Origin of the sequence: Myxococcus sp. AB036A (assembly GCF_006547355.1) — a bacterium.
Taxonomy (GTDB): domain Bacteria; phylum Myxococcota; class Myxococcia; order Myxococcales; family Myxococcaceae; genus Myxococcus; species Myxococcus virescens.
On the sequence record NZ_VHLC01000186.1, the window covers coordinates 1 to 6,524 of the forward strand.

Below are 6,524 nucleotides of genomic sequence, written 5' to 3' on the forward strand. Positions count from 1 at the left end.
GGCCTCGGGACGAGGGGCCGCGGCCTGGGGCGCGGCGCTGGTCTCCACGGCGAGGGGCTCTTGCGCGACGGAGCGCGCCAACCGCTCCACCATGTCCGTGGTGAGTGACTCCTCTTCCATGGCCGCAGCGGGCGGCGGCGCCGGTGGGGCCGCCTGGGCTTCCGGATCCAACGCCGCCGCGAGCTTCGCGAAGCGCAGGGCCAGGGGCTGGCGGTAGATGGTGGAGACCCACTCGCGGACGCGCACCTCGGTGGCCACCCAGAGCTCGAGCGGCTTGCCCAGGAGGAAGCCGACCTCGTCGAGCTCCTTCTTGGGCACCGGGTAGCCGCTGGCGACGTGCAGCGTGTTTCCGTCCAGGGACAGGGGGACGACGCACAGGCGCTCGGCGATTTTGGGCGGGATGAAGGAGGCGACTTCGGGATTGGGCTCGAAGTCCATCAGGTTCACCGGCATGAAGCCGGAGACCTCTCCGAGCATCGCGAGCACTTCCGCCTCGCTGGCGATGCCCTGCTCCAACAGCACGGAGTCCACCTGCCCGCCCAGGGTCTGGTGCTGACGCAGCACCTCCCCCGCCCTCTCCTGCGTGAGAAGCATGCGTGAGACGAGGAACTGGGCGAGACGGGCGGGCATGTAGGACGCGGCATCTTACGGCCGCGGCCGCAAGGCACAATGAGCCGGTGGGTCAGCTCGGTTGAACGACGAAGGTGGACGTCAGCTTGTCATGAAGCGTCTGCCCGCGCCGGTCGAAAAGCGCCATCCAGAAGCCACCAAGGAAGAAGACGAAGGACACGCCGGAAAGCAGGGCGCGCACGATGGCTCGTCCCGGTGCCGGGGCAATCCCATGTGTGTCCACCAGTCGCAGGCCCAGGAGCAGCCGTCCGAGCGTCCGGCCATTCCAGAGGAAGGCCGCCACCGCGCAGTATACGAGCGCGAGCACCAGAACGAGGAAAAACCCGGGCAGGAGGATGGTGTGGAAGGCGCGCAGCCAGGCCACGAAGGCATCCAGCCCCGTCAGCCCCGCTTCCGGCGTCTTCAGCCCCGTCACAGACGAGGCCAGGGTGAGGTAGAGCGCCGCCACGCCGGCGATGGCCGCCGTGTCGATGGTGAAGGAGAGCAGCCGCCGCCACAGGGAGGCTGGGCGGGCGTGCACTTCCGTGACGCCCGAGGCGGACTTGACCTGGGCCTTGGACGGGGGCGCCTTGATGGCCTCGGAGCGCGCCACCCCTACGGACACGCCGGGGAGGAGCGGCTCCATGTTCGGCAGGGCCGAAGGGGCTGCGGCCGGGGACTCCATCACCGGGAGACCCGTGGAGGCGGCTTCGACGTGCTCCATGCGAGGCAGTCCGGAAGTGGACGCGGCGGGAGGCGCCGCCTGCTCCATGCGGGGCAGGCCCGCGGGAGGCGCCGCCTGCTCCATGCGGGGCAGGCCAACGGGCGCAATCGCAGGGGCCGCCAGCTGTGCCGGGGCCTGCGGGTGCGGCGCGGGCGCCACCGGCGGCGTTCCATAGGCCGGCGTCATGGGGGAACCCGTCGCGGGCTGGGGCTGAGCGGCGCGAGGCGCGGCGGCACCGGGCTGAGGCGGGCGCGGCGCGGCACCCGGCTGCGCGGCGTGAGGCGTTGTGGCTCCCGCGTGCGGAGGTGCAGCGCCAGGCTGCGCGGACCGAGGCGCGGCCTGCTGAGGCGCGGTGGCACCCGGCTGCGCGGCGTGGGGCAGTGCGGCACCGGGCTGAGCGGCGCGGGGCGCGGCCTGCTGGGGCGCGGCGACGGGCTGAGCGGGACGAGGCGCGGCGGCACCGGGCTGCGCGGCGCGAGGCGCGGCGACACTCGGCTGCGCGGCTCCGGCCTGCTGAGGCGCGGCGGCACCGGGCTGCGCGGCGCGGGGTGCGGCCTGCTGAGGAGCGGCGGCCCAAGGCGCAGCGGCACCTGGCTGAGCGGCACCGGCCTGCTGGGGCGCGGCACCCGGCTGCGCGGCGCGGAGGGCGGCGGCACCCGGCTGTTGCAGTGGCCGGGGCGTGGCGGCTGGCTGCGCCGCGCGAGGCATGGCGGGGCCCGGCAGCGGCGTGGACAGGGGGGCGACGGAAGGCGGAGGCGGCGGCGCATGCTGCGCCAGGTCGGCGAACGCGGGCGTGCCCGGGAGCGTCGAGAGCTCTTCCTCGCGTTGCTCCGTGCGGCGGTCGATGCGGATATCGCGATCGAGGAGGCTGGGCACTCCGGGTGAGCGGACAGTGACGGTGTCGCAGGCCGCGCACTCACCCACGGGTGGAAGCATGGCACCGCACTTCAAGCACTTGGACAACGGACTCCTCCCGGCTGGACGACTGCTACATGAAAAGACAGCCATGAGCCGGGGGCAAGAAAAGTGCGAGCCCCCGAGGTCCCTTGCTCGAAGGACCGTCAGGGGCTCATCACCGTGTCATGCGCGTATCCCTCGGGGGGACGTCGCGTGGAGAGTCCTTCACTCTCAGGCATGTACCCGTCGCCGCCCGGCTGCGCCCACCAGCAGGAGCACGACGATTGCGCCAATCACCGACATGATGATGCCTGAGGGCCTCAGGTCGAAGAGCCGACCATCACGCTGGAACAGCGAACCGACAAGGCCGCCCACGAGCGAACCGACCATGCCGAGCAAGGTCGTTGCGATGAGCCCCATGCTCTGCTTCCCGGGGAGGATGGCGCGGGCGATGAGACCCGCGATGAGGCCGATGACGATGAATGCGATGATCCCCATGAGTGTCTCTCCTGTGTTGAGGGTCCCCCTGAGGTCCCCTACGGCAGAAACGTAGGAATCATCTTCGGACAGTGTGAACCGCCCACTCCGTGCGCTCGGCTGCCCCCCTGCTACCCGAGTTCGTCGTCCAGGTGCATCATCACCGCCAGCGCCGCGAGCGCCGCCGTCTCGGTACGGAGGATGCGCTTGCCCAGGGTGACTGGCCGCGCGCCCAGGGCCATCAAGGCATCCACTTCTTCACGCGCAAGCCCCCCTTCGGGGCCAATCACCAGTGCCACGGCGGTGCCCGCGCCCGCGGCCCGGAACGCTTCGCCCAAGGGCACGGCCGACTCTTCCTCGTCGAGCACGAGCAGCACGGTGCCCGCGGTCAGCGAGCGAGCCGCATCCAGCAGTGGGGCAGGCGTGGCCACGCGTGGCACGTCGTTCCTGCGGCACTGCCGAGCGGCCTCCTCGACAATCTTCGTCCACCGGGAGGTGCGCTCCTCCGCGCGCTTGGGCTCGAGCTTCACGACACTTCGCGCCGTGGCCACGGGGTGGAAGGCGGTGGCGCCCAGCTCGGTGCCTTTCTGGAGCACCAGCTCCAGCTTGTCGCCCTTGGGCAGGCCTTGGAGGATGCTGACCTCGCGGCGCGGGGGGGCCACGCGCGCGGTGCCCAACGTCACGCGCACGACATCTGGCGTGACGTGGGCCACGCGGGCCTCGAAGGCCCGGCCCTTCCCGTCGAAGACCTCCAGCGCGTCGCCTTCCTCCAGCCGCAGGACATGCAGGAGGTAGTGACGACGCTCGCCGGTCAGCTCCACTTCGGCGGGAGCGGGCTCGGGCAACGGGGCGAAGAGGCGGACCAAGGCGATTTCTCCAGAGCGCGGGGGGCTGGACTCTGACCCTGGGGGCCACCGACTTCAAGGTGTCAGGTTGGCAGACAGTTGCTCCGTCCGCGTCCTGGCGTGCTCAAAAGATGCGCTGACTGCGGAAGCCCAGGGTCCTCGCTGTTCGTGGGGGAGTTGAGGCACGATAGAGGGCAGTGCTCGTCACCATGCGTCGCAGCGACAAAGCCACATCACACTCCAACGAAGATGTGGTGCTGGCAACCAGCTCGCTTCAGGGCGAGCGCCGCGTGGCCATCGTCCGCGTCCTGGTGGTGTTGCTGATGGCGGTCAGTCAGGTCGTCATCGCCTGGGGCGGAGGGGAGACGTACTCGGCACCGGTGGACGGCGTGCGCCTGCAGGTGATGGCCGCGTACGTGCTCTTCTCCGTCGTCGCCATCGCCGTGCTGCTGCTCCAGAAGCCGCACCCGAAGCGGGCCCGGTGGCTGCCCGTGCCCACGACGCTGGCGGACACCAGCTTCTTCTCCTTCATGGCGTGGCACACCTGGCGCATCTCCGGCGTCTTCGATGCCGGCATGTTGTGCGCCAGCCTGGGCATGGTGCTGGCGTTCTCCGTGGTGCGTTACTCGTGGTGGCACGTGCTGTTATCCACGGTGCTGTCCAGCGGCGCCTACGCGCTGCTCGCGTGGATGACGGGGCACGGCTCGGTGGCGCGCATCAGCTTCGTCCTCATCTGCTACGGCGCCTTGGGCGCGCTCATCGCGCTGACGAACTCGGAAGTGGGTGGCATGTTCCTCAATTTGCGGCGTCGCGACGGCCTGTCCCGCTTCTTGCCCCGGCAGGTGGTGGAGCGGGTGATGCAACTGGGGGATGACTCCCTCCAGCCGGTGCAGCGCGACGTCACCATCCTCTTCAGCGACATCCGCGACTTCACCACGCTGAGCGAGACGCTGGACCCGGGACAGGTGCTGGAGTTGCTGGACGACTACTTCGGGCACATGGCCCACATCGTCATGGCGCGCCACGGCATCGTGAACAAGTTCCTGGGCGACGGGATGCTCGCGTGCTGGGGCGTTCCAGATGCGCGCGAGAACCACGCGGAGCTGGCCATGCGGGCGGCGCTCGACATGCGCGCCAAGCTGGAGGACATCAACGCTCAGCGCGTGCAGCGAGGCCTGCCGCCGCTGCGCATCGGCATCGGGCTGCACACCGGCATGGTGGCGGCGGGCATGCTCGGCGGCGCCGAGCAGCACGAGTACACCGTCATCGGTGACGCGGTGAACCTGGCGTCTCGCGTGGAGGGCCTCACCAAGTCCCACGGCGTGGACATCCTGGTGAGCGAGCGGACGTGGCAGATGAGCGGCGGGCATTTCACGGGCGAGCGCCTGGGCGAAGCGCACGTGAAGGGCCGGCGGGAGTCCGTGGTCGTCTACTCCCTGCACGGCCCGCGGACCCATGAGGACGTCCCGCCCGTGCTCAAGGCCGCGGCGGGCACGTAGCGCCTCGCCGCGGCTTGGGGGCTCAGGCGGGCTGTGACACGCCAGGGGCCGTCATCACCTCGGACCGCAGTGTCTGCTTCATGCCCAGCGAGAACAGGGCCACGGTGAGCAGGTACACGGGCTCAATGAAGAAGAGCAGGGGCCCGCCCAGGGACAGGCCATGCGTCTTCTTCTCGAAAGCGACGTGCGCGCCGACGACGAGCGCGAAGCGCACGGCCATGACGCCCACCGCCACCGCGGCGGCGGTGCCCACCGGAAACCTCGCGACGACGGCCTCCGCGGCGAGCAGCGTGGGCGCCAGTGGCAGCGCCATCAGCAGCCCCGCCGTCCACTCCAGGGAGACGGCGTAGAGGACCACCGCGAGCAGCAGCACGTGCGCCGCCGTGAGCGCCGCGTCACCCACGGGCAGCCGGACGAAGCTGAGCGGGACGAGCAACGCGAAGATGAACATGTAGGCCCCCACGAAGTGCACGGCGCGGCTGACGCCGTTCTCATGCAGGGGCAACCAGACGCGCAGCTTGTCGGCGAAGCTCGTCATGGCGTGGGACTAAGCGCGGACCGGCGTGGTGGCGGCCTGCTGCTGCGGCTTGAGGACGTAGTCCCCCAGGAGCACCGCGACGAAGAAGAGCGGACCCACCAGCGCGTGCACCAGGTTGGTGAGGAATGAAGGCGACTTCTTCTCCCACACGCTGTGTCCGGCCAACTGCACCAGCCACGCGAACGCGGCCATGACCACCACGCTCCACGTGGGCATCATCCGGCCCACCGGGAAGCACGCGGCCATGAAGAGCACCACGATGAAGCCCAGCTTCACGTCGGCGCGCAGGTACCAGACGGCCGCCAGGGCCAACACCACCATGCCCAGCGTCAGCGAGCCGCCGGGAATCGCGGGCACCGCCATCAAGTGCACCCAGTCCAGCATCGCGACGATGTGGAGCACGATGAGCGGGATGGCAATCTTGTGCGTCAGCCGGTTCGTCGGGTGCTGATGCGAGGAGTAGTACTCGTCGAAGAGGGCGACGACATGGGGCTTGAGCATGCGTCCTCCGGAAGCGAAGGGGTGTGGATGCTCCGCAGCGTAGGGGAAGTGGCGCGGGGTTTCCTGGCCGCGGACGCCAATCTCCTGGCCGAGCACGCCACCCGGCCTCAGCCCGCTTCGGGCCGTTCGCGCCAGACGCGGGGCGTCATGCCCGTCCACCGCTTGAAGGCGCGGTCGAAGGTGCTCAGCTCCGAGTACCCCAGGAGGAAGGCCACCTCGCTGACCCCCAGGTGCGCGTCCCTCAGGTAGTCGAAGGCCAGCTCACGGCGCACTGCGTCGACCTCGTCCTGGAAGGACGTGGCGTGCTCGGCGAGCCGGCGCTGGAGGGTGCGGGGGCTGACGTGGAGCTGCCGGGCCACGTCGCCCATCTGCGGCGCTCCGTCCCGCAGGGAGGCGCGGAGGGCATCGCGGACCTGTTGCAGGAAGGGGGGCGT

Annotated in this window: 7 protein-coding genes and 1 pseudogene; 1 reads left to right on the forward strand and 7 read right to left on the reverse strand. The window is 70.3% G+C overall.

Annotated elements, in window-relative coordinates:
- The 4 genes and pseudogenes from FL344_RS37545 to FL344_RS37560 all read right to left on the reverse strand — a co-directional run.
- A pseudogene (locus FL344_RS37545) lies at positions 1 to 630 on the reverse strand (FrgA protein); the annotation flags it as partial.
- Positions 631 to 682: 52 nt separating this feature from the next.
- On the reverse strand, positions 683 to 2,269 hold the full coding sequence (locus tag FL344_RS39610; RefSeq protein ID WP_228565654.1) for an RDD family protein: 1,587 nt from the start codon (positions 2,267 to 2,269) through the stop codon (positions 683 to 685).
- A gap of 192 nt (positions 2,270 to 2,461) precedes the next feature.
- Positions 2,462 to 2,728, reverse strand: a complete 267-nt coding sequence (locus FL344_RS37555; protein WP_090484944.1) for a GlsB/YeaQ/YmgE family stress response membrane protein — start codon at positions 2,726 to 2,728, stop codon at positions 2,462 to 2,464.
- Positions 2,729 to 2,838: 110 nt separating this feature from the next.
- The gene (locus FL344_RS37560) at positions 2,839 to 3,573 is read right to left on the reverse strand and encodes a 16S rRNA (uracil(1498)-N(3))-methyltransferase (protein WP_141621883.1); all 735 of its coding nucleotides are present in this window, start codon (positions 3,571 to 3,573) and stop codon (positions 2,839 to 2,841) included.
- 188 nt (positions 3,574 to 3,761) lie between these two features.
- Between FL344_RS37560 and FL344_RS37565 the strand changes: the two genes are divergently transcribed.
- Positions 3,762 to 5,051 (forward strand): adenylate/guanylate cyclase domain-containing protein, encoded by a 1,290-nt coding sequence (locus tag FL344_RS37565; RefSeq protein WP_228565655.1) that lies wholly within the window; start codon positions 3,762 to 3,764, stop codon positions 5,049 to 5,051.
- Between the two features lie 22 nt (positions 5,052 to 5,073).
- Here FL344_RS37565 and FL344_RS37570 read toward each other — a convergent pair whose 3' ends face one another.
- The 3 genes from FL344_RS37570 to FL344_RS37580 form a co-directional block, all read right to left on the reverse strand.
- Positions 5,074 to 5,589 carry a DUF962 domain-containing protein gene (locus FL344_RS37570; RefSeq protein ID WP_141621885.1) on the reverse strand — a complete coding sequence of 172 codons (516 nt, stop codon included), beginning with the start codon at positions 5,587 to 5,589 and terminating at the stop codon, positions 5,074 to 5,076.
- Between the two features lie 9 nt (positions 5,590 to 5,598).
- On the reverse strand, positions 5,599 to 6,090 hold the full coding sequence (locus FL344_RS37575) for a DUF962 domain-containing protein (protein WP_141621886.1): 492 nt from the start codon (positions 6,088 to 6,090) through the stop codon (positions 5,599 to 5,601).
- Between the two features lie 107 nt (positions 6,091 to 6,197).
- On the reverse strand, positions 6,198 to 6,524 hold a 327-nt coding region (locus FL344_RS37580; protein ID WP_141259087.1), incomplete at its 5' end, for a helix-turn-helix transcriptional regulator.

Bases quoted from the DNA above. Each gene is read 5' to 3' on its own strand.
- FL344_RS39610 (WP_228565654.1), bottom strand. From the start codon at position 2,269: ATGCTTCCACCCGTGGGTGAGTGCGCGGCCTGCGACACCGTCACTGTC.
- FL344_RS37555 (WP_090484944.1), bottom strand. From the start codon at position 2,728: ATGGGGATCATCGCATTCATCGTCATCGGCCTCATCGCGGGTCTCATC.
- FL344_RS37565 (WP_228565655.1), top strand. From the start codon at position 3,762: ATGCGTCGCAGCGACAAAGCCACATCACACTCCAACGAAGATGTGGTG.
- FL344_RS37570 (WP_141621885.1), bottom strand. From the start codon at position 5,589: ATGACGAGCTTCGCCGACAAGCTGCGCGTCTGGTTGCCCCTGCATGAG.
- FL344_RS37575 (WP_141621886.1), bottom strand. From the start codon at position 6,090: ATGCTCAAGCCCCATGTCGTCGCCCTCTTCGACGAGTACTACTCCTCG.